This is a genomic window from Allobosea sp. P4_E12, from assembly GCF_056401655.1.
In genome coordinates, this window is the sequence record NZ_JBFUIY010000005.1 from 275,189 (window position 1) to 298,340 (window position 23,152).

Genomic DNA, 23,152 nt, shown 5'->3' on the forward strand with positions numbered 1-23,152 from the left:
CCAGGGGGATGACCTCCGCCGTCCGGTTTGGTCCGCACGATCGTTCAAGACATTCAGCCGCCCGGGCCTGACAACATGCTGCTCATCCACCAGTGGAGGCGCAGCATGGAGGGGTTGTTCGGTTTCGTCCTTGCCGGGCTCGCACTCGCGGGCAGTCCCGGACCTGCCACATTGAGCCTGGCTGCAACCGGTGCTGCCTTCGGGGCCCGCGAGGGGCTCGTCTATGCTGCCGGCATCACCAGCGGTATGGCCGCGGTCATCGCGATCACCGCCAGCGGCATGGTCGGGATGCTGATGGCGCTGCCTGGCGTAGCGCCAGTGGTGACGGTCGCTGCGGCCGGGTATTTTCTCTATCTGGCCTATCGCATCGCCACTGCGCCGCCCCTGAGCGAGGCGAGCGAACGCGGCGAGCGACCGTCCTTCGCAGCAGGTGCCCTGCTGTCGCTCGTCAACCCGAAGGGCTATGCGGCGATGGCGGCGCTGTTCTCCGGTTTTGTCCTGTTGCGCGAGCGGGTTGCCGCCGATGCGCTGGCGAAGGCGGCGGTGCTGATGGCGATCATCGCCGCGGTCAATCTGCTCTGGCTCGCCACGGGAGCGGCGCTGACCCGCTGTTTTCGTCGGCCGCGGCTGAATCGGGCCATCAATATCGTCTTCGCGGTCCTGCTGATTGCGTCGGTCGCATTTGCGCTGGTGCGTTGAGGCTCGCCCATAGGCAAATGCGGCCGGTCGACTGCAGGTTCAGGCCCCGCCATGGGGCCGTGTGGACGGTGGTGCGGCCAAGCGCACGGTCGTGTTGAGCGGGCCAAGGACCCGCCCGTCGGCGGAATGCAGTTCGAGGCGCCCGACGGGCTGCCCGGTTTCGTTGTCGATGAGTGCGGAATGGGGCTCGCCCGGCTCGTAGCACTGGTCCTCCCCCCATTGCCGCAATCCAGCAACGACGACGAACAGGCCGCGGCCCTTCTGCGTCAGCACATATTCCTGATAAGCGCTGCCATCCGAAGCGGGCGCGATCTCAAGAATGCCGAGTTCGACAAGATTGCGCAGCCGTGCGGCGAGGATGCCCTTGGCGACGCCGAGGCTCTTTTGGAATTCACCGAAGCGCCGCACGTCGCTGAACGCATCGCGAATGATCAGGAGAGACCACCAGTCGCCGATTGCGTCCAGGGCGCGGGCGACGGGGCAATCCGCATCCCTGAGGCTGGTGCGTTTGACCATCGGTTTCCGTCTCACTTCCCCGTGATGTCCGGTTCCAAAATAGGACTGGATTCAGCTACATGCAACATGGTTCTATTATAGAACCATGTTGCATGGGATAACCTAATGAAGCCTCTGAATTCAGCCACCCCCGCCATATCCCGGGTCGAGCCTCCCAGCGGCCRCAATGCCCCGGGACAGGAAGACGGAGCCAGCGCGCGCCAGGGCCTCTCCCACGCGGTAACGCTGCTCTTCGCCGTCGCCTGCGGCCTCAGCGTGGCAAATATTTATTATGCCCAGCCGCTGCTCGATGTGATGGCGCGCGATCTCGCGATCAGTCCGGCCGCGATCGGCGGCGTGGTGACGGTGACGCAAATTGGCTACGCGCTCGGGCTGGTCTTCATCGTGCCGCTTGGCGATCTGCTCGATCGTCGGCGGTTGATCGGCACGCAAGCGCTGCTCTCAGGCCTGGCACTGCTTGTCGTCGGCTTGGCCCCGAGCGCAGCCGTCCTGCTGGCGGGGATGGTGGCAGTTGGCCTGCTCGCAGTCGTCGTGCAGGTGCTCGTTGCCTTTGCGGCCAGCATGGCGGCAGACGAGGAGCGCGGGCGGACCGTGGGCAGGATCACGAGCGGGATCGTGATCGGCATTCTCCTGGCGCGGTTCGTTTCGGGAGTGCTCGCCGATATCGGGGGCTGGCGCCTGGTCTATCTGGCGTCGGCCGTGCTCTCCGTGCTGATGGCCTTCCTGTTGTTCCGGGTGCTGCCGAAGCATGAGCGCGCCGCGACGAGGATCTCCTATCCGGAGCTGCTCGCGTCCGTCGTCGACCTGTTCGTCAAGGAGCCGGTTCTGCGGGTACGAGCCGTGCTCGCCTTGTTGATCTTCGCCAGTTTCAGCGTGTTCTGGACGTCGCTGGTCCTGCCGCTCACCACCGCGCCTTTCTCCCTGTCCCATACCGAGATCGGGATGTTCGGTCTCGTCGGGCTGGCGGGGGCACTTGCTGCCGCCCGTGCCGGATCCCTCGCGGACCGAGGATTCGGTCAGCGCGTCACCGGTCTTTCGCTGGGCCTGCTGGTGCTGTCCTGGGTCCCGATCGCCTCGATGAGCGCATCGCTCTGGAACCTGATCATCGGCGTTGTCCTGCTCGATCTCGCGATCCAGGCCGTGCATATCACCAACCAGACCATGATCTTCGCGGTGCGGCCCGATGCCCGAAGCCGGCTCGTCGGCGGCTATATGGTCTTCTATTCGCTGGGCAGCGCGCTGGGCTCGATCGCCTCAACCATGGTCCATGCCCGCGCAGGCTGGACTGGCGTCTGCGTGCTGGGAGCCTCGATCAGCCTGTTGGCGCTGCTGTTCTGGGCGGCGACCCGGCGGCACGAGCCCGCAGAGATCCGGGCCGAATGAACCGAAGAGCCCGTACCAAACCCCGCTTGGTGCGCCGGGCTTGAGTTGGCCGTCCATGACGCCGCATAATGGTTCGGCATTGCGGGCCCATGCCCGCTCTAACGCGCGGTGAACATGCCTTGATCTCTCCCGAAGACCTGCGCCGCATCGCTGCCTGGTCGCGCGACCTGAAGCCGGAAGAATTTGAGGAAGCGCGACGCGGAATCAGCCTGAAATCCTACGGGAAGGGCAACTACATCTGTCATGTCGGCGACCGGCTCGAATCCTGGACCGGTGTCGCCGAGGGGCTGGTGAAGATGAGCACCACCTCGAAGGAGGGCAAATCCGCGACGCTGGCCGGCCTGCGTGCCGGGGCCTGGTTCGGGGAAGGCACGGTGATCAAGGCTGAGCTGCGTCGTTATGATCTGGTGGCGCTACGCGACACCCAGCTCGCGCTGATGCGGCGCTCGACCTTCCTCTGGCTGTTCGAACACAGTGCGGCGTTCAATCGCTTCCTCGTCCATCAGTTCAACGAGCGGCTCGGCCAGTTCATCGCACTGGCGGAGACCGAGCGGATGCTGGACTCGACCGCCCGTCTCGCCCGCAATCTTGCCTGGCTGTTCAACCCGATCCTGTATCCCGGCCAGAGCCTGACACTCGCGATTTCGCAGGAAGAGCTCGGCCTGCTCGCCGGCATGTCGCGGCAGATGGCCAATCAGGGGCTTGCTAAGCTTGCAGACCTCGGTCTGCTCGAGGTCGGCCACGGCGCGGTGACCGTGCTCGATCTGGATCGGCTCGCGCGTTACGATGGTTAGGAGCACAAACCATCCAGCATGCCTGATCACTCTCGGCCGAGGCGTTCGAATGCCTGTTTCAAGGGAGCGTCCGAGATCCGGATGAAGCCGAGATAGGGATGGTCCATGTCGATGATCAGCACCAGCGCTCCGGTCACCGACAAGGCGCAGACGAACAAAGTCGCCATAACCGTTCCATTGCCCGGGGCCAACAGACCGAACGAGGCGAAGAGCAAGGCGAGCCAGAACACGAGGATGGCCAGGAATGCGCCGGGAAATCCTCCCACTTCCGTTTCGGCGCGCATCCATCGCGCCTCCGCAATCTGTCCGCTGAGTTGAAGGGCGCGCGCCTGGAGCCAGCGCTGGGAGTCAGTTTGTGGCGACAGGTTTCGTAGCGCCCCCTGGACCGTTTCGATATCCAGACCGTCGTCGAGCGACCGTTCGCTGCCGGCATCGCTCAACCTGATCTCGAGAAGCTTGTGGAGCGTTTCCCGCGTTTCCCTCGTCTCCTGGCCGTACTGCGCCATGACGCGGTCGAGCAGGAGTACGCGCGCCGCCGTTGTTCTCAAGCCCGTCCCTGCCTCGTCGAATGATCGTTTCGCTGAGGCGATCAAGAGGCCAAGCGCGAGCGCCGAGAGCGTTCCAACGACTGCCGTCGCAAGCTTGATGGCGTCCCGGGACTCCGGACTCAGGTGATGTTCCGGCAGGCGTGCGCGCAAAAACATCCCGATCAAGGCCGCGCCGAACACGCACAGAAAGGCTATGCAGCCGATGACGTAAGGATCCATGGAGCGGCGCCTGGTTGGTGGCTGCCTTGCGGTGTCGTTTTTCAGAACATCGAAGAAGACAGCTCAGTCAATTCGCGCAACTCCTAGGAATAGGAGTGGCCGGCTGGATCTGGCAGGTCCCGAATTCAGGCTTGCCGAAGTCTCCAGAACGGCAAGGATTCACGCTCTCGCACACTTCGGCGGGACAATAGCGACCAATTAACAAGTTGTCTGTCAAGTGCCTCCTTGCGAAGATGTGTCGGGCCTGCAAGGCTTGCATGAACAAAGAGGTCGGAACCGGCCCGGAAAGAAGGCTGCTGCAATGTACGGCGGCCGGACAGGGAGAACGCAACCGTGGCAAGCGCAACCGCCGGCCAGGCGGATACCTTTCCGAAATTGCTGATGCGCAATGCGCGTGAGCGCGGCAGCCGCACGGCATACCGGCACAAGGATCTCGGCATCTGGCAATCCTGGAACTGGGCCGAGATGGCCGAGCAGGTTCGTGCCTATGCCAAGGGATTGCAGGAACTCGGTCTCAAGCGCGGCGAGAAGGTCGCGATCATCGGCTACAACCGGCCACGCCTCTACTGGTCGATGTGCGCGGCGCAGTGGCTCGGCGCCATTCCGGTGCCAGTCTATGCCGATTCCGTCGCTGACGAGATGGCCTATGTGCTCGACCATGCCGAGGCGGTCTTCGCCTGCGTCCAGGATCAGGAGCAGGTCGACAAGGTGCTCTCGATCGCCGACCGCCTGCCGCGCCTGAGGAACATGCTCTACGACGAGTCGCGTGGCCTGCGTGATTACGACCATGCCAAGCTGCACGACATTGGTCGCGTGATCGAGGCCGGGGCCAAGGCCCTGAAGGCGAATTCAGCAGCGTCGGCCGGGCTCGACCGCGAGATGGAGGCCGGGACCGGCTCGGACCTCGCTGTCATCCTCTACACSTCGGGYACCACCGGCCGCCCCAAGGGCGTGATGCTCAGCCATTACAACGTCATCACGGCGGCCGAGATCGGCTGCCAGTTCGACGGGCTGAACGAGGAAGACGAGGTCATCGCCTATCTGCCGATCGCCTGGGTCGGCGACCACGTCTTCTCCTATGCGCAGGCGATCGTCGCCGGCTTCTGCGTCAACTGCCCGGAAGGGCCGGAGACGGTGATCGATGATCGCCGCGAGGTCGGCACGACCTACGCTTTCGCGCCGCCGCGGGTCTTCGAGAACATGCTGACCATCACCATGGTGCGCATGGAGGATGCCGGGCCGTTGATGCGCAAGATGTTCCATTTCTTCCTCGGCGTGGCGAAGAAGCATGGTGAGAAGATCCTGAACGGCGAACCGGTCCCGCTCGGAGCGCGGCTGCTCTACAAGCTCGGCGAGGCGTTGATCTACGCTCCGCTGCGCAATCGTTTCGGCCTGACCAGCATCAAGGTCGGCTACACCGCCGGCGAGGCGATCGGCCCCGAGATCTTCCGCTTCTACCGGTCGATCGGCGTCAACCTGAAGCAGCTCTACGGCCAGACCGAGGCCGGGGTCTACATCACCATGCAGCCCAATGGCGAAATCCGGGCCGACACCGTCGGCCGCCCGGCGCCGCTGGTCGAGATCAAACTCGATGAGAATGGCGAGGTCCTCTACCGGTCGCCCTCCATCTTCGGCGGCTATTACAAGGATCCGGAGAAGACGGCAGAGACGATGACCGCGGATGGTTATGTCCGTTCCGGCGATGCCGGTTTCTTCGACGAGACCGGCCATCTCAAAATCATCGACCGGGCCAAGGATGTCGGGAAGCTCAATTCCGGCGAGCTGTTCCCGCCGAAATACATCGAGAACAAGCTCAAGTTCTATCCGAACATCAAGGAGGCGGTCGCTTTCGGCCAAGGCCGCGACTACGCGACGGTTGCGCTCAATATCGACCTGACGGCCGTCGGCAACTGGGCCGAGCGCAACAACGTCGTCTATGCCTCCTATCAGGAACTGGCCGGCCACGATCTCGTCTACGGCATGATCGCCAAACATATCGACGAGGTGAACAAGTCGCTGGCGTCCGAGCCGGCGATGGGCGGAGCCCAGGTCAAGCGCTTCCTGATCCTGCACAAGGAACTCGACGCCGACGATGGCGAGCTGACGCGGACTCAGAAGGTCCGGCGCGGCTTCATCGCCGAACGCTACGCGCCCCTAGTGAACGCGCTCTATGACGGCTCGAGTGAGGCCGACATTTCTACCGAAGTCACCTTCGAGGATGGCCGCAAGGGCGTGATTTCCGCACGGGTCAAGGTGCGTGACGCCAAGACCTACCCGGCAACGGCGCCCGAGCGACCTGGCGCGGCGAGGGCAGCATGAATGCGGAACCCATGAACGTCACCGGCACGCCGATCCCCGCCAAGAAGGGCGAGATCCTGCTCTCGGTCGAGAATGTCTCGCTGCGCTTCGGCGGCGTGAAGGCGATCTCTGGCGTCTCCTTCGACATCCGCAAGGGCGAGGTGCGCGCCATCATCGGCCCCAACGGGGCCGGCAAGACCTCGATGCTGAATTGCATCAATGGTTTCTATCATCCGCAGGAAGGCCAGATCACCTACAAGGGCGTGCGGCGCACCAGGATGAAGCCGCATCAGGCGGCTGCGGCCGGCATCGCGCGGACCTTCCAGAACGTCGCGCTGTTCAAGGGCATGTCGACGCTCGACAACATCATGACCGGGCGCACGCTGAAGATGCGGCGCGGCTTCTTCTGGCAGGCCTTGCGACAGGGGCCGGCGATGGCCGAGGAGATCGAGCACCGCAAGGTGGTCGAGGACATCATCGACTTCCTGCAGATCGAGCACATCCGCAAGCTGCCGGTCGGCAAGCTGCCCTACGGGCTGCAGAAGCGTGTCGAGCTGGGCCGCGCGCTGGCGATGGAGCCGGAACTCCTGCTGCTCGACGAGCCGATGGCCGGCATGAACCTCGAGGAGAAGGAGGACATGTGTCGCTTCATCCTCGACGTGAACAACCAGTTTGGCACGACGATCGCGCTGATCGAGCACGACATGGGTGTGGTCATGGACCTGTCCGACCGTGTCGTGGTGCTCGAATACGGCCGCAAGATCGCAGACGGCACGCCCGACGAGGTCAAGCAGGATCAGAAGGTGATCGATGCCTATCTCGGCGTGGCGCATTGAGGGAGGCATCAATGCTGCACGGATCCGATCTGCGGAGTTCGAGGGTATGCCGGCTGATGTCGGGATCATCGAAGCTTCCACTTGCGACCCCGAGCGTCGCCGTCCTGTGCGCGGGGCCTCTTGGCCTTACCCCGATCTGGAGACGGCCATGATGCGATCGCCAACCAAGGACATCCTGCCATGAGCGAAGTCGCTGCGCGGCCTGCGCCCAACCTGCTCAGCAATGGCTGGATCAAGACCGGCCTTATTCTTGTGGGCATCATCCTTGCCGCGATCGTCGGTGCACAGCTCGATTCCTCCGGCACGCTGCACAAGGTGTTGATCGACCCGTTTCAGCAAATGGTTTCGGCTCCGGACCTGCTGGTTCAGACAATCTGGGAAGGGCTCGTTTCGGGCGTGCTCTATGCGCTGATCGCGCTCGGCTTCGTGCTGATCTTCAAGGCATCGGGCGTCTTCAATTTCGCCCAGGGCATCATGGTCGTCTTTGCGGCGCTGACGCTGGTCGGCCTGCATGAGAAGGGCGTACCGGCGTTCCTGGCCGTCATCCTGACGCTCGGCGTGATGTTCCTGCTCGCCTTCACCATCGAGCGGGTGGTGCTGCGTCCGCTGGTCAACCAGCCCGACATCATCCTGTTCATGGCGACGTTCGGCATCACCTATTTCCTGATCGGTTTTGGCGAGGCCGTCTTCGGCGGCAACCCGAAGCAGATGATCACGAGCGAACTCTATCTGCCGAAGGGGGCGATCGACGCGAAGATCCTCGGCGGCTTCGTCTCCTTCCAGAAGATCGATATCGCGGCCGCGATCATCGCCTCGATCATGATCGCGGCGCTGGCCGTGTTCTTCCAATACACCCGCATCGGCCGGGCGCTGCGCGCGGTCGCCGACAGCCACAAGGCGGCGCTCTCGGTCGGCATCTCGCTGAACCAGATCTGGGTCATCGTCTGGTTCACCGCCGGCATCGTCGCACTGATCACCGGCATCATGTGGGGTGCGCGTTCGGACGTGTCCTTCGCGCTGGAGATCGTGGCGCTGAAAGCGCTGCCGGTGCTGATCCTCGGCGGCTTCACCTCGATCCCGGGCGCCATTGTCGGCGGGCTGATCATCGGCATCGGCGAGAAGCTCGGCGAGTTCTACTGGGGGCCGCTGATCGGCGGCGGCATCGAGAGCTGGCTCGCCTATTTCATCGCGCTCGGCTTCCTGCTGTTCCGGCCGCAGGGCCTGTTCGGCGACAAGATCATCGAACGAATTTGAAGGGCTGAAACCGTGTTCTATCGCGAAGCCGGCCAATACAAGAGCACCTATGCCGCCGACATGGCCGTGTTCCCGCTCCGTCAGGACCGGATCGGCATTGCGGTCATCCTCGCCATCGCCTTCATCGGCATCCCGTTGATCGGCAACGACTTCTTCATCGCGACGGTGATGATTCCGTTCCTGGTTTTCTCACTGGCTGCGATCGGGCTCAACATCCTCACGGGCTATACCGGGCTGATCTCGCTCGGCACGGCTGCCTTCATGGGTGTGGGCGCCTATGCCTGCTACAAGCTGACGACCCTCTTTCCAGGCGTGAACATCATCGTCCTGATCCTGGTCTCCGGCCTGTTTTCGGCCGCGATCGGCGTGCTGTTCGGGCTGCCCTCACTGCGCATCAAGGGCTTCTATCTCGCGGTCGCGACGCTTGCCGCGCAGTTCTTCCTGCAATGGGCCTTCGTGCGCGTGCCCTGGCTGTTCAACTACAATGCGTCTGGGGCCATCGAGGTGCCGCTGCGCAGCCTGTTCGGCGTCCCGGTCACGGGTGCGTCGGCCTCGGCGGAAACGCGCTACTTCGTCTGCCTCGGTCTTGTCGTCGTCCTGACCTGGTTTGCCTCTAACCTCGTGCACGGCAGACTCGGCCGCTCCTGGATGGCGGTGCGCGACATGGATATCGCGGCCGAACTGATGGGCATCAAGCTGCTGAACGCCAAGCTGCTCGCCTTCGCAGTGTCGTCCTTCTATGCCGGCGTCGCCGGCGCGATGATGATCTTCCTCTGGTATGGCGGCGGCGAAGCCGCGGACGTCTTCAACATCCGCCTGTCGTTCAACATTCTGTTCATGGTGATCATCGGGGGCCTGGGCTCGCTGATCGGCTCCTTCTTCGGCGCGGCTTTCATCGCGAGCCTGCCGACCATCCTCAAATTCGGCCTGCCGGCGCTCGGCGTGCCGCTCTCGGGCGCGGCGGCCGAGCATGTCACCTTCATGCTGGTCGGCGCCCTGATCATCATCTTCCTGATCGTCGAGCCGCATGGCCTGGCGCGGCTCTGGCAGATCACGAAGCAGAAGTTGCGGACGTGGCCCTTCCCCTATTGAGGCGCGTGCCTCGGCCGGGAGGGCCCAAGAATACGACCCGCCGCCATCGTCAAGCGGAGGGCAGGAGACAACGGGCAGGCCGCGAAAAGGTCGCCCGATGCAACCACGGAGGGAACAGATGAAGAAGACTGGTTTGATGAAGGGCGCGGCGCTCGGCGCGCTGCTCGCGGCGGGAGCGGTGATCGCTCCGGTGGCGGCGCAGGACAGCGTCTATTTCGCCAACAATGCCTATCGCACCGGACCGTTCTCGGGCTCCGGCATCCCGATCGGCGACGGCATGCGCGACTATATCGCGATGATCAACGAGCGCGACGGCGGCGTGAACGGCGTCAAGGTCATCTATGAGGAGTGCGAGACCGGCTACGACACCAAGAAGTCGATCGAGTGCTACGAGCAGGCGAAGTCGAAGAACACGATCGTCTACAGCCCGTGGTCGACCGGCGCGACGCTGGCTGCGATCCCGCGTGCCCATATCGATAAGATCCCGATCCTGTCGATGGCCTATGGCCTGTCTGCTTCGGCCGAAGGCTCGACCTTCCCCTGGGTTTTCATCCCGCCCTTCACCTACTGGGATGGCGCCTCGGTCATGGTCAAGCACATGGCCAATGAGTTCGGCGGCATGGACAAGCTCAAGGGCAAGAAGCTCGGCCTGATCCATCTCGATGCGCCCTTCGGCAAGGAGCCGATCCCGGTTCTTGAGAACCTCGCCAAGAAATACGGCTTCGAGCTCAAGCTGTACCCCGTCGCTGCAGCCGACATGCAAAACCAGGGCTCGCTCTGGCTCTCGATCCGGCGTGACCGCCCGGACTATCTCTACAACCAGGGCTGGGGCGCGATGAACCCGACGGCTGTGAAGGAGGCCATCAAGAACGGCTTCCCGATCAACAAGCTGGTCGGCGTCTGGTGGGCCGGCGGCGACGATGATGCGCGGGCCGGCGGGGCCGAGGCAAAGGGCTACAAGTCGCTCAACTTCAATGCGGCGGGCACCAATTTCCCGGTCATCCAGGACATCATCAAGCATGTCGTGGAGAAGGGTAAGAGCCTGGCGCCGAAGGAGAAGGTCGGCGAGAACCTCTATAACCGCGGCGTCTACAATTCGATGCTCGTGGTCGAGGCGATCCGCAACGCGCAGAAGCTCACCGGCAAGAAGGTGGTCAATGCCGAGGACATGCGCCGTGGTCTCGAGGGCCTCAACATCACCGAGGCCCGCCTGAAGGAAATCGGCATGGAGGGCTTCGGCACCCCATCGACGATCTCCTGCAGCGACCATTCCGGCCATAGCAAGATGTATGTCGCCGAATGGGACGGCACCAAGTGGACCAAGGGTTCGGACTGGATCGAGCCGCTGAAGGACGAGGTGCGTCCGCTGATCGAGGCCGCCGCCAAGGACTATGCCGAGAAGAACGCCGGCTGGCCGAAGCGGACCGAGTCCTGCGAGAAGTCGTCCTGATGTGAGCGCAGCCTTCTCCCCTCCCGGGGAGGAGGCACCTGCGAAGCAGACGGACGAGGGCGGCAGCGCCTGACCTCGTCCGTCCTTCACTCATCCGATCCGGCTGTGCCGGATCACCTTCTCCCCACAAGGAGAGGGAAGGAGCACGCAATGTCGACCGCCACCCTCGAGAAGCCCGCCCCCGCCGCTGCGACGGACACCATCCTGTCGCTGAACAATATCGAGGTGATCTATGATCACGTCATCCTGGTGCTCAAGGGCGTCTCCCTGCAGGTGCCGCGCAAGGGCATCGTCGCAATCCTCGGCGCCAATGGCGCGGGCAAGACGACGACGCTGAAGGCGATCTCGAACCTGCTCAAGGCCGAGCGCGGCGAGGTCACCAAGGGCTCGATCGTGTTCGATGGCGAGCGGGTCGATCGGATGTCGCCGAACGAACTCGTCCGGCGCGGCTGCATCCAGGTCATGGAAGGCCGCCATTGCTTCGGCCATCTCTCGATCGAGGAGAACCTGCTGACCGGCGCCTTCACCCGGCGCGACGGCAATGCCGCGATCAAGCGCGACCTCGAGAAGATCTATGAGCTGTTCCCGCGCCTGAAGCAGCGGCGCAACTCGCAGGCCGGCTATACCTCGGGTGGCGAGCAGCAGATGTGCGCGGTCGGCCGCGCCATGATGTCGAAGCCCAAGATGATCCTGCTCGATGAGCCGTCGATGGGGCTCGCGCCCCAGATCGTCGAGGAGATCTTCGAGATCGTCCGTCGCCTCAATGCGGAGGACGGCGTTTCCTTCCTCGTCGCCGAGCAGAACACCAACATGGCGCTGCGCTACGCAACCTATGGCTACATCATGGAGACGGGCCGTGTCGTCATGGACGGCGAGGCGCAGATGTTGCGCGAAAACGAGGACGTGAAGGAGTTCTATCTGGGCGTGGCCGAGGGCGACAAGAAATCGTTCCGCGACGTCAAGAGCTACAAGCGCCGCAAGCGCTGGCTTTCGTGATCCGGACAAGGCGGAAGCGGTCGGATGCTCTATCTCGTGCTCGCAGTGCTGCTGATCGCGCTGATCTTCGGGCCGCAGGCCTGGGTGCGCGGCCAGATGCGCAAGCATGCGGCCGCCCGGCCGGATCTGCCGGGAACCGGAGGCGAACTCGCCCGGCACCTGCTTGATCGATTCTCGCTTGATGCCGTCACGGTCGAGGCCTCCGCGGCGGGCGATCACTATGACCCCGATGCGCGTGCGGTCAGGCTCTCGCCTGACAATCACGATGGGCGCTCGATCACCGCCGTCGCAGTGGCGGCGCATGAGGTCGGGCATGCCATCCAGCACGCGCAAGGCAGCTCGCTCTTTGCCTGGCGTACGGCGCTCGCGCGCTTCCTCGGCATCTTCGACAAGGTCGCGATGGCGATCCTGCTCACTGCGCCTCTGGTGATGGCCGTCACCCATGTTCCTGCGATCGGACTGATGCAGGCCGGCATCGCCATCGCAATGCTCGGCGTCGGTCTTGTCGTGCATCTCGTGACGCTGCCGCTGGAGTTCGACGCGAGCTTCGGCAAGGCGCTGCCGATCCTGTCCAGAGACGGCTATCTCGACGGGCGCGACCTACCGGCAGCGCGCGGCGTGCTGAGGGCGGCCGCCTTTACCTATGTGGCCGGCGCTCTCGTCGGCCTCCTCAATTTCCTGCGCATCCTGCGCATCATCCGCTGAGCCAAAGCTCCGCAAGGACAAAAGCGATGAGCGATCATCTCGACGATCTCGAAATCCGCACTTCCGACGCGCGCGAGGCCGATCTCTTCGCGAGGCTGAGGCCCGTGCTCGAGGCTGCCTTATCCGCGCCTGCCTATGCCGAGCGGCTGAAGGGGCTCAACACGGCAGCGATCACCGATCGCAATGCGCTGTCGCGGCTGCCGGTGCTCCGCAAGGCCGACCTGCCGGCACTGCACAGGGGCACCCCGCCCTTCGGCGGTTTCGTGCCGGCATCGCCTGGGTCCTTTGGCCGGTTGTTCACCTCGCCCGGCCCGATTTTCGAGCCCGAGGGCACGGGAGTTGATCCTTGGGGTGCGGCGCGCGGGCTCTTTGCGGCCGGTTTCCGTCGCGGCGATATCGTCATCAATACTTTCAGCTATCACCTGACGCCGGGCGGATTCATCATGGATTCGGCCGCACGTGCGCTTGGTTGCGCCGTGATACCGGCCGGCCCGGGCAATACCGAGCAGCAGATGGAGGTGATCTCGGCCTATCGGCCGCAGGCCTATGCCGGCACGCCGGATTTCCTGAAGATCCTGATCGAGGCCGCCGAGGCGCGTGGCGTCGATATCTCCTGCATTAAGCGCGCGGTGGTGTCGGGGGCTGCCTTCCCGCCCTCGCTGCAGGCTTGGGTCAAGGAGCGCGGCATCGATGCCTATCAGCTCTATGCCACCGCCGATATCGGCGTCATCGCCTATGAGACGTCGGCGCGCGAAGGCATGCTTCTGAACGAGAACCTGATCGTCGAGATCGTGCGGCCGGGTACGGGCGATCCTGTGGCCGAAGGCGAGGTTGGCGAGATCGTCGTCACCAATCTCGATCCGCATCACCCGCAGATCAGGCTGGCCGTCGGGGATCTCACGGCTGTGCTGCCGGGCGCGAGCGCGTGCGGCCGGAGCAATACGCGCATCAAGGGCTGGATGGGGCGCGCCGACCAGACCGCCAAAATCAAGGGCATGTTCGTGCGGCCAGAGCAGGTCGCCGAGATCGCCAGGCGGCACGCGGAGATCGCCAAGCTCAGGCTGGTCATCGGCCGCGCCGACGAGCTCGACACGATGACGCTCAAGGCCGAGATCTATGCCGAGCCCGCCGGACTTGTCGATGCGATGTCCTCGACCCTGCAGCAGGTGACAAAGCTCAAGGGAGCGGTGGAGATCCTGCCGCTCGGGGCATTGCCCAATGACGGGAAGGTCATCGCTGACGAGCGGCCGGTGGGATAGGAATGGCGCCGGGTCCACGATCCCCGTCCGCCGACGCTACGGTCCGTGCTTCCAGTGTCTGCGTGCAGGATAGGCTGTGCTCCGCTTCCCGCAGCCATGCCGGTCGGCTCGGGAGGTTGAAGCGATCCAACGGCGTCGCGCCCGTCACCAGGCGATCGGCGCCTCGCCCTTCGCGACCAGCCATTCATTCGCCCGGCTGAACGGCTTCGACCCGAAGAAGCCTCGCCGTGCCGAAAGCGGCGATGGATGCGCGCTGGCGATCACGTGGTGCCGGCGCTCGTCGATCAGGCCGCGCTTGGCCTGGGCCGGAGCACCCCAGAGCAGGAAAACGACATGCGGGCGCGAGGTAGAGACGGCGGTGATGATCGCGTCCGTCACCGCCCCCCAGCCGAGCGAGAGATGCGAGCCCGCCTTGCTCGCGCCTTCGCGCACCGTCAGGGCCGTGTTGAGCAACAGCACACCCTGCGAGGCCCAGGATGACAGGTCGCCGCTCACCGGTGCGGCCTGTCCGAGATCCTCCGTCCGCTCCTTGTAGATATTGACCAGCGAACGCGGCAGAGGCGGCGGGCCGACATAGGAGAAGGCAAGGCCATTGGCATGGCCGGGTGTCGGATAGGGGTCCTGGCCGAGCACGAATGCCCGCACTGTCTCGAATGGCGTTTCCGCCAGGGCTGCGAGCAGCCGTTCAGGTGCGGGCGCCACGACATGCCCGGCCGCGCGCTCGGCATCGGCAGCCGCGGCCGCCCGCTCTGCAGCGCCTCCAGGACGGAAGACAGCGAGTTCGCGCCAGTCCTTGCTTGCCCGACTTGCCAGAAAGCGCGTCAGCGCCGCCGCATAACCGCTCACTTCAGGACGGCCCGTCCCTCGACCTTTGCGTCGACGGTGCCGAGTCGGCGCAGATAGACCATGACCTCGTTCGCCATGAGCTTGCCGTCGGTCAGGCCGAGCAACGTCCGGCCGCGGCCGAGCGCAGTGTAGCCATCGCCGCCTTCCAGCATGAAATTGTTGGAGGCGACCGTGTACTTGCCGGTGGGCTCGATCGGTTTGCCGTCGACGGTGACAGCTGTGACGCGCGAGCCCTGCGGCTGCTTGAGATCGGCCTCGAAGCTGAGACCCGAGACCACAGGGAAACGCCCCGCGCCTTGCGGTGCGTCCCTCAGCCCGTTCTCGATCGCGTCCTTCACGTCCTTGCCGGTAATCTCGACCATCACGGTGGCGTTGCCGAAGGGCAGCTCGCTCAGCACGTCGCGCCGGGTGACCTTGTGGCCAGCGGCGTATTGCTTGTTGGCTCGGATGCCGCCGGCATTGGTGATGGCGAGTTGGGCGCCGGTTGCAGCGCGGATCGCATCGGCGATCAGGTTGCCGATCGCGGTTTCCTGCGTGCGGATCATGCTGGTGCGGGAATCGAGCGGGGCGGCGAGCGTCGCGATTTCGATGTCGAGTTCCTTCGACAGCTCGCTCTCGTAGCCCTTGACGATCGCGGCAACCTCCGGATCGGGCGTCGCAGCGCGGGAATCGTTGACGCGAAATGTCGGCGTCCACTCGACACGGCGATTGGCGCCCTCGCCGGTCACCTTCGCGGCGATATCGATGGCGGTGACGTAATTGCCCTCCTCGTTCGATTCCACCATCACGACCTTGCCGTCATAGGCGATGGCGAGATCATGGTCGTGCCCGGTGAGCAGGATGTCGACGACGCGCGAGCGCACGATCGTCAAATCCGTGGCGCGGTCAGCATGGACGACACCGACGAGGATATCGGCGCCCTGCGACTTCAACGCCCGCGCCTCGCGCCGCAAGGCCTCCATGGTCGAGGAGAATTTCAGGTCGCCGGGATTGGAGAGCTGCGGCGTCGGATCATAGGTGGTGCCTATGACGCCGACCTTGATGCCGCCAAGCTCGAAGATCTGCGAGTCCTTGTGGCCGGGCAGCGCGTTGCCGGCGGCGTCACGCAGGTTCGCGGCAAAGGTCGGGTAGGTCTGGGCGGCGGTGAGCTTGAGGTAATTGTCCTTGCCGAAGTCGAACTCGTGGTTGCCGGGCACGAAGACGTCGATGCCCATCTTGTTCTGCATCGTGACGATATGGGCGCCCTGGTCGAAGCCCGACATCAGGGAGGGGGAGTAGCAGTCGCCCGCGTGGCAGAAGAGCACGGGTATGCCGCGAGCCCGTTCGGCCTTGGCGATGCCCGAGGCGCGGGCGAAGCCGCCGCGGCCCTTGTCGTCGCTCATCTTGTAGATGTCGTTGAGCAGCAGCAGCGTGAAGGCAGGGGCCGGAGCTTGCGCCCTGGCAACCGGCGCGGTGGCGGCAAGCGCGGCCGGGGCGGCAAGGACGCCGAGAGCGCGGCGACGGGTCAGCTTGGTCATGGAGCAAGGCCCTGTTGAGAAGAAATCCAGATTAGCAAACCGCGTGCCGCTGACCAGCGGAAACGGTTAGCCGATTATGCAGGGGTGCCGATGTCGCACCCCGGGCCTTCGCGGCTGGACGAATGCTCTAACTCGTCTAAATCACGAAGAAACGAAAGTCCGGGATCGATGACAGTCAAGACCAAGCCCGCCGCCGGCCCACTCCCCGTGAAGCTGCCCTCCGACCATCGGCCGTTGCGTGGCTCGCGCATCGGCGTGCTGCTGATGAATCTCGGTACCCCGGAAGGCACGGGTTACTGGCCGATGCGGGCCTATCTCAAGGAATTCCTGTCCGACCGCAGGGTGATCGAGACCTCGCGCTGGGTCTGGTGGCCGCTACTCAACCTCATCATCCTGACGACGCGGCCGGGCCGGAAGGGCAAGGACTATGCCTCGATCTGGAACAAGGAGCGCGATGAGGGGCCGCTGAAGACGATCACGCGCTCGCAGACCGAGCAGCTCGCGGAGCGGCTGAAATCCTATGCCGGCGAGCGCATCGTCTTCGACTGGGCGATGCGTTACGGCTTTCCCGATGTGAAAAGCCGGTTGAAGGCGCTGCAGGACCAGGGTTGCGACCGCATCCTGATGGTGCCGCTCTATCCGCAATATGCGGCGCCGACCTCGGCAACCGCCTGCGATCAGGCTTTTAGGGCGCTGATGCAGATGCGCTGGCAGCCCGCGGTCAGGGTCGCGCCGCCCTACCATGACGATCCCGTCTATATCGCGGCGCTCGCAACCTCGATGCGCGCCTCGCTCGCCAAGCTCGATTTCGACCCGGACGTGATCCTCTGTTCGTTCCACGGCATGCCGAAGGAATATCTGCTCAAGGGCGATCCTTATTACTGCCAGTGCGTCAAGACCTGGCGGCTGCTGCGCGACGAACTCGGCCTGCCGGAAGAGCGCTTCCGCCTGACCTTCCAGTCACGCTTCGGGCCGGATGAGTGGCTGCAGCCCTATACCGACGAGACCGTGAAGGCGCTGGCCGAAGCAGGAACGAAATCGCTCGCCATCGTTGCGCCGGGCTTCTCGGCGGACTGCCTGGAAACCCTGGAAGAGCTCGATGTCGAGAACCGCGAGATCTTCCTGCACAATGGCGGCAAGCAGTTCGCCTATTTACCGTGCCTGAACGATTCCGACGAGGGGATCAGGGTGCTCGAGGCCGTCGTGCGCCGCGAGCTGATGGGCTGGGTGTAGCGCTTTCGCGCACCGGCTGCGGCAGCCGTTGCGGCCGCAGCGCAGAAGCCTAACCGGCCACGAACCGGCTGACGCTTTCGACCACTGCCTTCGCCTGCAGGATGCGGCGGTGGCCGAGCCCCTTCACGGGCTCGAGCGTGACGCCGGGCCCGGCTGCGGCCAAGGCCTCGGCATGGTGAAAACCCAGTTCCCGATCGTCGCGGCAATGGATCACCAGCGTCGGCTTGGCGATCGCTGCGAGCTGGTTACGACCCTCGAAGGCCTCGACCGGGTTGCCAGCTACGACATGGATGCGTCGTTCCAGCGCCGCCTGGCCGCGCCGGCCGAGACCGATCGTCGTGCCGAACTGGCGGGTGATCTCGGTGATCGAGGAGGGGGCGGCGATCAGCGCCAGCCGGTTCGCCGTGACGGCCGGCTGCCCCGGTACGGTGCGGGCGAGCGCAGCCATGGCGATCGCTCCACCGAAGGAATGAGTCACGATGGCGTGGACCGGTGCGAAGGCGCGCGCGACGGCAGCGAGGCTGGCGACACCGAGCGGAATATTGAGCTCGCTGCCCGTCGAGTCGCCATGGGCGGGCAGATCATAGGCGACGACACGGAAGCCGGCCGCGGTCAGCGGCGCGACGAAGGCGGTCATGAAGGCCGCCTCGCTGATCCAGCCATGCAGGAGGATCACGGACGGCGAAGGGGAACCGGACGGCTTCTGCCCGTTCGGCTCGAAGAGATAGGCGGTGACCGAGCCACAGGGGTAGGGAATGGCGTGGCGTGTCGCGCCGGCCAGCCGTTCGGATGCGGCTTTTGTGGCCGCCTTTCGTTTCGCGGTTCCCTGTTGCCGCCGTGGCGGCGTACAAAAGGCCTTGAAGGCAAGATGCCCGGCCGTCTTCGGTGCAACGAAGCTGGAGAGGCGGATGAGCGGTCAAATGATACGGAGTGCTGAACCGGCCATGGTGCGACCTCTAGTTCGTTCAATGCTGAACAAATATGTTCAACCATGAACAAAAAGCAAGAGCCGATTTCGGCGAACTCCGACATGGCTCAGCCTGAGGACAGGCAGGTGCTGCCCTGGGAACTGCCGCGCTTCCATAACTGGATCGCGGTCGCGCGCGTGCACGCGCTCTGGAAGAAGGTGTTCAGCGAGGCGCTTGCGCCGCTCGGCATTCAGCTCGCGCATTATGACGTTCTTGCGAATGTCTTCCATGTGCCGGGCCTGACCCAGCAGGCGCTGGCGGAGAAGCTGCTCGTCGGCCGCAGCGCGATGAGCATGCTGCTGCCGGAGCTGGAGCGGCGCGAGCTGATCGAGCGTCGTGGCGACGAGGCTGACCGCCGCGTGCGCCGGCTCTGGCTGACGCCGGAAGGCGAGGTGCTGACGCGCAAGGCGATGGCGATCCATGTCCAGCGCATCGAGGCGATGATGCTCGTGCTCAGCGACGATGAATGCGCGATGGTCGGCGAGTTGATGCGGCGGGTCTCAAAGGCCTTGGAAGGCTGAGCGATGCAGCCCCCGCTTGCACATGGTCGTCGCAATCGTCAGGTTGCGTGCATCGGGGCCTCGGGCCCCTTTGAATGCTGGAGCATGAAACTCCAGAGCGTGACTGGCGGACTGGCGGAGCCAAATGAATCAGATCTTCAGTTTCGACATCGTTGTCGTGATTCTGGTGCTGCTCGTCATCCTGACGATCGCGCTGGGGGTTCGCACTGTTCCGCAGGGCTATAATTATACGATCGAACGCTTCGGCCGCTATTCGCGAACGCTCGGGGCGGGCCTCGGCCTGATCGTGCCCTATATCGACCGGGTCGGCCACAAGGTGAATGTCATGGAGCAGGTGCTCGACATTCCGAGCCAGGAGGCGATCACCAAGGACAATGCCGGCGTCCGGATCGACGCTGCCGCCTTCTATCAGGTGCTCGACGCAGCCAAGGCCTGCTATGAGGTTTCGTCGCTCGATCAGGCCCTGATGGTGCTGACCATGACCAATATCCGCACCGTCGTCGGCTCGATGGATCTCGACCAGTTGCTGTCGCATCGCGACGAGATCAACGAGCGGTTGCTGCGGGTCATGGATGCCGCGGCTTCGCCCTGGGGCGTCAAGGTCACCCGCATCGAGATCCGGGACATCCTGCCGCCCGCGGATATCGCCGGCGCGATGAACCGGCAGATGAAGGCCGAGCGTGAGAAGCGCGCGGCGGTGCTGGAGGCGGAAGGCCTGCGGCAGGCCGAGATCCTCAAGGCGGAAGGGCAGAAGCAATCGCAGATCCTTGCAGCCGAGGGCCGCAAGGAAGCGGCGTTGCGCGATGCCGAGGCACGCGAACGGCTGGCCCAGGCCGAAGCGGCAGCGACAGCCATGGTCAGCGAGGCGATCAGCCGTGGTGATATCCAGGCCGCGAATTTCCTGATCGCCGAGCGCTATACCGATGCGCTCAAGGCCATCGCCAGCGCGCCAAACAGCAAGGTGGTGATCGTGCCGATCGAAGCAGCGGCGCTGGCCGGCACGGTCGGCGGCATCGCACAGCTCACGCGCGCGGTTTTTGGCGAGGACGCGATCGAGGCGCGCCGCACCGGCTCGGTTCCCGCCTCCGGCCGGACGAGCGCCTGAGGGTACGACGATGCTGGACTGGTTTGGATCGATCGGGGGCTGGGGCTGGGTCGTGATCGGCCTCGTCCTGATTGGCGGCGAGTTGCTGGCACCCGGTGTCTTCCTGATCTGGCTCGGCCTTGCTGCGCTGCTGACTGGGCTCGTGGTTGGCCTGACCGGGGTGGGCTGGCAAGGCGCGGCGCTGATCTTCGCGGCTTTGTCGGTCGCCAGTGTCCTTGCGGGCCGGGCCCTGACCCGGCGCAAGTCGGATGAACCGGATGCGGCGCAGGGTCTGAACGACCGCGGGCGGCAGCTGATCGGCAAGGTCTTCAGGCTCGATGCCACCATGACCGGTGGCGAGGGCCGCATCCGCGTCGGCGATTCCTCCTGGCGAATCACCGGGCCCGAGCTGCTGGCTGGCTCCGAAGTGCGGGTCGTGCGCGTCGACGGTGCGACGCTGGTGGTCGAGAAAGCCTGAACGTTGCGCCGCCAGTTCATCTCGCTGATGCGAAATCGGGCTGCCCATATCGATGCGCGGGGTCTATAGGGAACTCCCGCCGCAAGCGAAGCGCACCATGCCAGACCAGACCGAACGCCTGTCGCTGCCAAAGGACCGGATCCGTGTCCTGCTGCTCGAAGGCATCAATGATTCCGCTGCCGATCTGATGGTCCAGGCCGGCTATACCAACATGATCCGCCTGCCCAAGGCACTCGATCACGATGAGCTGCTCAAGGCTGTCGAGAAGGTGCATGTGCTCGGCATCCGTTCGCGTTCGCAGCTCACGGCCGACGTTTTCGAGCGCGCAAGCCGCCTCTTTGCCGTCGGCTGCTTCTCGGTTGGAACCAATCAGGTCGACCTGCAGGCCGCCCGCGCGCGTGGCGTCCCCGTTTTCAATGCGCCGTTCTCGAATACCCGCAGCGTCGCCGAGCTCACCATTGGCGAGATCGTCATGCTGCTGCGGCGCATCCCCGACCGGTCGCGTTCTGCGCATGACGGCGGCTGGGACAAGTCGGCCAATGGCAGCTTCGAGGTGCGCGGCAAGACGCTCGGGATCATCGGCTACGGCAATATCGGCAGCCAGCTCTCGACACTGGCCGAGGCGATGGGCATGCGGGTGCTCTATTTCGACCACACCGACCGGCTGCGTCATGGCAATACCGAACCCGTCGACAGCCTGAAGCACTTGCTCGGCTCCTGCGACGTGATCTCGCTGCATGTGCCGGAGACGCCCGCGACCCATGGCATGATCGGCAAGGCCGAGATCGCCGCGATGCGCAAGGGCAGCTATCTCATCAACAATTCGCGCGGCACCGTCGTCGATCTCGATGCGCTGGCCGAGGCGCTGGGCAGCGGCCATCTTGCGGGGGCCGCCGTCGATGTGTTCCCAAAGGAGCCTGCCTCGAACAGCGAGCGCTTCGTCTCGCCGCTGCAGGGCCTGCCCAATGTCATCCTGACGCCGCATGTCGGAGGCTCGACGGAGGAGGCACAGGAGCGCATCGGTGCCGAGGTGGCGCGCAAGCTGGTCGATTATTCGGATATCGGTTCGACTGTCGGCGCGGTGAACTTCCCGCAGGTGCAACTGGCGCCGCGTCCGATCGGGACGCGCTTCATCCATGTCCAGCGCAACGAGCCCGGCATGCTGCGGCGGCTGAACGACATCTTCGCCCGGCGCGAGGTCAATATCTCCGCCCAGAACTACCAGACCGATGGCGAGATCGGCTATGTCGTGATGGAGGCCGACCGCATCGGTGCCGATGCGGACGCCATCCTGGCCGAGATCAGGGCGCTCGACGGCACGATCCGGGCGCGGTTGCTCTACGAGAGGCAGTGAGCGGGTAACCCGCTCACGCCGTCGTCTTCAGCCCGACGATGCCGACGAGCACCAGCGCGATCCAGAAGAGACGGGCGATCGTGGCCGGCTCGCCGAAGACGAGGATGCCGACGAGCACCGAGCCGAGCGCGCCGATGCCTGTCCAGACCGCATAGGCCGTGCCGAGCGGCAGCACGTCCAGCGCCTTGATCAGAAGCACGACGAAGACGACCAGAAGCAGCACCGAGACAAGCGCCCAGTGCAGGTCGCGAAAGCCGTTGGCCTTCTTCATGCTGAGCGCCCAGGCGACATCGACGATGCCGGAGACGACGAGGGCGATCCAGGCCCAGCCCGTTGTCATGACGCGCTCCTGAGCCGTTCCGTGCCAATTCCCACCGTGACTGCAAAGCTGGCGGCGATCTCTTCAAGACGGGCATGCACATGCGTGCGGCCTTCAGCGACCTCCTGATCCGGACCGATCGTGGGCCCCTGGCAGACCACGATGGCGTCGCTGAGGCCAATGAAGCCGAGTGCTGCCTTGAGATAGGGCGTCGCAAGATCGGGCCGACCCCGGCTCGGCCCTTCGCTATAGTCGCCAGCGCTTGCGAGGATGGCGAGCGTCGGGCGCGACCTCAGCAGCGGCGTGTATCCCGTCGCAGGATCGAAGGAGAAGCTCAGCCCCGGCTGGGTGACGAGGTCGATCCAGTGCTTGAGCTTGTAGGGGATACCGAAATTCCACATCGGCGTCGCGATCAGCACGAGATCGGCTCCGGCGAGACGGGCGATCATTCCCTCGATGACCCGCCAGGCCGCCTGTTCCGGGGCGTTGAGATCGCGCCTGGCGAGGCGGGCATATTTCGCCGCCAGCATGGCGCCGTCGAATTGCGGCAGCTCCGCGGCCCAGAGGTCGAGCGTCTCGACCGAGAGTGTGGGCAGCCTTGCCTGGAGGGCGGCAAGGAAGTGCTGCGCGCTGGAAGACGAGGCCGAATCCGCCTTGCGCGGGGAAGCCTGGATGAAGAGCAGCCGTGTCATGTGACGCAAACCTCGTAACGTAGACGCTCCAAGCGGGAGCGCGACTGCATGAAAGGTGGATTGCGCTGATGCGACTTCAAATGCTTGATAT

General features: G+C 64.6%; 23 protein-coding genes. 16 read left to right on the forward strand and 7 right to left on the reverse strand.

Annotated features, from left to right (window positions below; all coding sequences use genetic code 11):
- Window positions 1–105 precede the first annotated feature (105 nt).
- Entirely contained in the window at window positions 106–699 is a 594-nt protein-coding gene (locus tag AC1DW9_RS08585) for a LysE family translocator (protein ID WP_476775353.1), read from the forward strand.
- A 39-nt stretch (window positions 700–738) separates the two neighbouring features.
- On the opposite strand, the gene AC1DW9_RS08590 is transcribed toward AC1DW9_RS08585, so the two are convergent.
- Window positions 739–1,215, reverse strand: coding sequence for a winged helix-turn-helix transcriptional regulator (locus AC1DW9_RS08590; protein ID WP_441504319.1), 477 nt, complete (start codon window positions 1,213–1,215; stop codon window positions 739–741).
- A 105-nt stretch (window positions 1,216–1,320) separates the two neighbouring features.
- Here AC1DW9_RS08590 and AC1DW9_RS08595 point away from each other — a divergent pair, with 105 nt between their 5' ends.
- Both AC1DW9_RS08595 and AC1DW9_RS08600 read left to right on the forward strand, forming a co-directional pair.
- Entirely contained in the window at window positions 1,321–2,598 is a 1,278-nt protein-coding gene (locus AC1DW9_RS08595) for an MFS transporter (protein ID WP_476855071.1), read from the forward strand.
- 119 nt (window positions 2,599–2,717) lie between these two features.
- Window positions 2,718–3,392 (forward strand): Crp/Fnr family transcriptional regulator, encoded by a 675-nt coding sequence (locus AC1DW9_RS08600; protein ID WP_441487887.1) that lies wholly within the window; start codon window positions 2,718–2,720, stop codon window positions 3,390–3,392.
- A gap of 26 nt (window positions 3,393–3,418) precedes the next feature.
- Here AC1DW9_RS08600 and AC1DW9_RS08605 read toward each other — a convergent pair whose 3' ends face one another.
- Complete coding sequence (locus AC1DW9_RS08605) at window positions 3,419–4,159, reverse strand: bestrophin-like domain (protein ID WP_441487888.1); 741 nt, start codon at window positions 4,157–4,159, stop codon at window positions 3,419–3,421.
- 381 nt (window positions 4,160–4,540) lie between these two features.
- Here AC1DW9_RS08605 and AC1DW9_RS08610 point away from each other — a divergent pair, with 381 nt between their 5' ends.
- The 8 genes from AC1DW9_RS08610 (at window position 4,541) to AC1DW9_RS08645 (ending at window position 14,049) form a co-directional block, all read left to right on the forward strand.
- Window positions 4,541–6,478, forward strand: a complete 1,938-nt coding sequence (locus tag AC1DW9_RS08610; protein WP_476775379.1) for an AMP-dependent synthetase/ligase — start codon at window positions 4,541–4,543, stop codon at window positions 6,476–6,478.
- Window positions 6,475–7,293, forward strand: coding sequence for an ABC transporter ATP-binding protein (locus AC1DW9_RS08615; protein ID WP_441487889.1), 819 nt, complete (start codon window positions 6,475–6,477; stop codon window positions 7,291–7,293). Before AC1DW9_RS08610 ends, AC1DW9_RS08615 begins: the two co-directional genes overlap by 4 nt.
- 339 nt (window positions 7,294–7,632) lie before the next feature.
- The gene (locus tag AC1DW9_RS08620; protein WP_441488332.1) at window positions 7,633–8,547 is read left to right on the forward strand and encodes a branched-chain amino acid ABC transporter permease; all 915 of its coding nucleotides are present in this window, start codon (window positions 7,633–7,635) and stop codon (window positions 8,545–8,547) included.
- A gap of 12 nt (window positions 8,548–8,559) precedes the next feature.
- On the forward strand, window positions 8,560–9,639 hold the full coding sequence (locus AC1DW9_RS08625; RefSeq protein ID WP_441504324.1) for a branched-chain amino acid ABC transporter permease: 1,080 nt from the start codon (window positions 8,560–8,562) through the stop codon (window positions 9,637–9,639).
- A gap of 118 nt (window positions 9,640–9,757) precedes the next feature.
- Entirely contained in the window at window positions 9,758–11,089 is a 1,332-nt protein-coding gene (locus tag AC1DW9_RS08630; protein ID WP_441487891.1) for an ABC transporter substrate-binding protein, read from the forward strand.
- 150 nt (window positions 11,090–11,239) lie between these two features.
- Window positions 11,240–12,085 carry an ABC transporter ATP-binding protein gene (locus AC1DW9_RS08635; protein ID WP_069879081.1) on the forward strand — a complete coding sequence of 282 codons (846 nt, stop codon included), beginning with the start codon at window positions 11,240–11,242 and terminating at the stop codon, window positions 12,083–12,085.
- 24 nt (window positions 12,086–12,109) lie between these two features.
- Window positions 12,110–12,790: a zinc metallopeptidase gene (locus AC1DW9_RS08640; protein ID WP_441487892.1), complete on the forward strand. Its 681-nt coding sequence runs from the start codon at window positions 12,110–12,112 to the stop codon at window positions 12,788–12,790.
- Window positions 12,791–12,816: 26 nt separating this feature from the next.
- Window positions 12,817–14,049, forward strand: a complete 1,233-nt coding sequence (locus tag AC1DW9_RS08645) for a phenylacetate--CoA ligase family protein (protein WP_441487893.1) — start codon at window positions 12,817–12,819, stop codon at window positions 14,047–14,049.
- A gap of 144 nt (window positions 14,050–14,193) precedes the next feature.
- On the opposite strand, the gene ung is transcribed toward AC1DW9_RS08645, so the two are convergent.
- On the reverse strand, window positions 14,194–14,895 hold the full coding sequence (gene ung, locus AC1DW9_RS08650; protein ID WP_441504327.1) for a uracil-DNA glycosylase: 702 nt from the start codon (window positions 14,893–14,895) through the stop codon (window positions 14,194–14,196).
- Window positions 14,892–16,412 carry a bifunctional metallophosphatase/5'-nucleotidase gene (locus AC1DW9_RS08655; protein ID WP_441487895.1) on the reverse strand — a complete coding sequence of 507 codons (1,521 nt, stop codon included), beginning with the start codon at window positions 16,410–16,412 and terminating at the stop codon, window positions 14,892–14,894. The genes ung and AC1DW9_RS08655 overlap by 4 nt, the downstream gene beginning before the upstream one ends.
- Before the next feature lie 168 nt (window positions 16,413–16,580).
- Between AC1DW9_RS08655 and hemH the strand changes: the two genes are divergently transcribed.
- A complete protein-coding gene (gene hemH / locus AC1DW9_RS08660; protein ID WP_441487896.1) occupies window positions 16,581–17,645 on the forward strand; it encodes a ferrochelatase in 1,065 nt (354 codons plus the stop codon).
- Between the two features lie 49 nt (window positions 17,646–17,694).
- Here the strand turns inward: hemH and AC1DW9_RS08665 are convergent, their stop codons facing one another.
- Window positions 17,695–18,555: an alpha/beta fold hydrolase gene (locus tag AC1DW9_RS08665; protein WP_476775380.1), complete on the reverse strand. Its 861-nt coding sequence runs from the start codon at window positions 18,553–18,555 to the stop codon at window positions 17,695–17,697.
- Window positions 18,556–18,675: 120 nt separating this feature from the next.
- Here AC1DW9_RS08665 and AC1DW9_RS08670 point away from each other — a divergent pair, with 120 nt between their 5' ends.
- From AC1DW9_RS08670 to serA, 4 genes are all read left to right on the forward strand, one after another.
- The gene (locus AC1DW9_RS08670; protein WP_441487898.1) at window positions 18,676–19,134 is read left to right on the forward strand and encodes a MarR family winged helix-turn-helix transcriptional regulator; all 459 of its coding nucleotides are present in this window, start codon (window positions 18,676–18,678) and stop codon (window positions 19,132–19,134) included.
- Between the two features lie 124 nt (window positions 19,135–19,258).
- Window positions 19,259–20,239: an SPFH domain-containing protein gene (locus AC1DW9_RS08675; RefSeq protein ID WP_441487899.1), complete on the forward strand. Its 981-nt coding sequence runs from the start codon at window positions 19,259–19,261 to the stop codon at window positions 20,237–20,239.
- A gap of 10 nt (window positions 20,240–20,249) precedes the next feature.
- Window positions 20,250–20,696, forward strand: a complete 447-nt coding sequence (locus tag AC1DW9_RS08680) for an NfeD family protein (protein WP_441487900.1) — start codon at window positions 20,250–20,252, stop codon at window positions 20,694–20,696.
- Between the two features lie 97 nt (window positions 20,697–20,793).
- Window positions 20,794–22,050: a phosphoglycerate dehydrogenase gene (serA, locus tag AC1DW9_RS08685; RefSeq protein ID WP_441504329.1), complete on the forward strand. Its 1,257-nt coding sequence runs from the start codon at window positions 20,794–20,796 to the stop codon at window positions 22,048–22,050.
- Window positions 22,051–22,063: 13 nt separating this feature from the next.
- On the opposite strand, the gene AC1DW9_RS08690 is transcribed toward serA, so the two are convergent.
- Window positions 22,064–22,390 (reverse strand): DMT family transporter, encoded by a 327-nt coding sequence (locus tag AC1DW9_RS08690; protein ID WP_441504330.1) that lies wholly within the window; start codon window positions 22,388–22,390, stop codon window positions 22,064–22,066.
- Complete coding sequence (locus AC1DW9_RS08695; protein WP_441504331.1) at window positions 22,387–23,061, reverse strand: FMN-dependent NADH-azoreductase; 675 nt, start codon at window positions 23,059–23,061, stop codon at window positions 22,387–22,389. The genes AC1DW9_RS08690 and AC1DW9_RS08695 overlap by 4 nt, the downstream gene beginning before the upstream one ends.
- Window positions 23,062–23,152: the final 91 nt, after the last annotated feature.

Bases quoted from the DNA above. Each gene is read 5' to 3' on its own strand.
- AC1DW9_RS08585 (WP_476775353.1), top strand. From the start codon at position 106: ATGGAGGGGTTGTTCGGTTTCGTCCTTGCCGGGCTCGCACTCGCGGGC.
- AC1DW9_RS08590 (WP_441504319.1), bottom strand. From the start codon at position 1,215: ATGGTCAAACGCACCAGCCTCAGGGATGCGGATTGCCCCGTCGCCCGC.
- AC1DW9_RS08605 (WP_441487888.1), bottom strand. From the start codon at position 4,159: ATGGATCCTTACGTCATCGGCTGCATAGCCTTTCTGTGCGTGTTCGGC.
- AC1DW9_RS08615 (WP_441487889.1), top strand. From the start codon at position 6,475: ATGAATGCGGAACCCATGAACGTCACCGGCACGCCGATCCCCGCCAAG.
- AC1DW9_RS08620 (WP_441488332.1), top strand. From the start codon at position 7,633: ATGGTTTCGGCTCCGGACCTGCTGGTTCAGACAATCTGGGAAGGGCTC.
- AC1DW9_RS08630 (WP_441487891.1), top strand. From the start codon at position 9,758: ATGAAGAAGACTGGTTTGATGAAGGGCGCGGCGCTCGGCGCGCTGCTC.
- AC1DW9_RS08635 (WP_069879081.1), top strand. From the start codon at position 11,240: ATGTCGACCGCCACCCTCGAGAAGCCCGCCCCCGCCGCTGCGACGGAC.
- AC1DW9_RS08640 (WP_441487892.1), top strand. From the start codon at position 12,110: ATGCTCTATCTCGTGCTCGCAGTGCTGCTGATCGCGCTGATCTTCGGG.
- AC1DW9_RS08645 (WP_441487893.1), top strand. From the start codon at position 12,817: ATGAGCGATCATCTCGACGATCTCGAAATCCGCACTTCCGACGCGCGC.
- AC1DW9_RS08655 (WP_441487895.1), bottom strand. From the start codon at position 16,412: ATGACCAAGCTGACCCGTCGCCGCGCTCTCGGCGTCCTTGCCGCCCCG.
- hemH (WP_441487896.1), top strand. From the start codon at position 16,581: ATGACAGTCAAGACCAAGCCCGCCGCCGGCCCACTCCCCGTGAAGCTG.
- AC1DW9_RS08670 (WP_441487898.1), top strand. From the start codon at position 18,676: ATGGCTCAGCCTGAGGACAGGCAGGTGCTGCCCTGGGAACTGCCGCGC.
- AC1DW9_RS08675 (WP_441487899.1), top strand. From the start codon at position 19,259: ATGAATCAGATCTTCAGTTTCGACATCGTTGTCGTGATTCTGGTGCTG.
- AC1DW9_RS08680 (WP_441487900.1), top strand. From the start codon at position 20,250: ATGCTGGACTGGTTTGGATCGATCGGGGGCTGGGGCTGGGTCGTGATC.
- serA (WP_441504329.1), top strand. From the start codon at position 20,794: ATGCCAGACCAGACCGAACGCCTGTCGCTGCCAAAGGACCGGATCCGT.
- AC1DW9_RS08690 (WP_441504330.1), bottom strand. From the start codon at position 22,390: ATGACAACGGGCTGGGCCTGGATCGCCCTCGTCGTCTCCGGCATCGTC.
- AC1DW9_RS08695 (WP_441504331.1), bottom strand. From the start codon at position 23,061: ATGACACGGCTGCTCTTCATCCAGGCTTCCCCGCGCAAGGCGGATTCG.